This is a genomic window from Klebsiella sp. 141251 (genome assembly GCF_050600725.1).
GTDB classification, from domain to species: Bacteria; Pseudomonadota; Gammaproteobacteria; order Enterobacterales; family Enterobacteriaceae; genus Klebsiella; species Klebsiella aerogenes.
In genome coordinates this window covers 1-281 of sequence record NZ_JAQIRG010000042.1, presented here as the reverse complement: position 1 = coordinate 281, position 281 = coordinate 1, and the positions used below count along the sequence as shown (strand labels likewise).

The following is a 281-nucleotide window of genomic DNA, read 5'->3' as shown; positions in this document are numbered from 1 at the left end:
CCGTGCCGCAGGTGGAAGAAGCAAAATCTGCCGCGCCGGCAAAAGCCGCCGCCTCCGGCGTCTACACCGTGGAAGTGGAAGGCAAAGCCTTCGTGGTCAAAGTCAGCGACGGCGGCGACGTCAGCCAGCTGACGGCGGCCACTCCGTCTTTCGCACCGGTTCAGGCAGCCGCCCCGGCAGGCGCCAGCACCCCGGTGACCGCGCCGCTGGCGGGCACCATCTGGAAGGTGCTGGCCAGCGAAGGCCAGGCGGTGGCGGAAGGCGAGGTGCTGCTGATTCTG

At 69.0% G+C, this 281-nt stretch carries 1 pseudogene; it reads left to right on the top strand.

The features are described from left to right. Positions 1-281: pseudogene (locus PGR09_RS24570) on the top strand (sodium-extruding oxaloacetate decarboxylase subunit alpha); the annotation flags it as partial.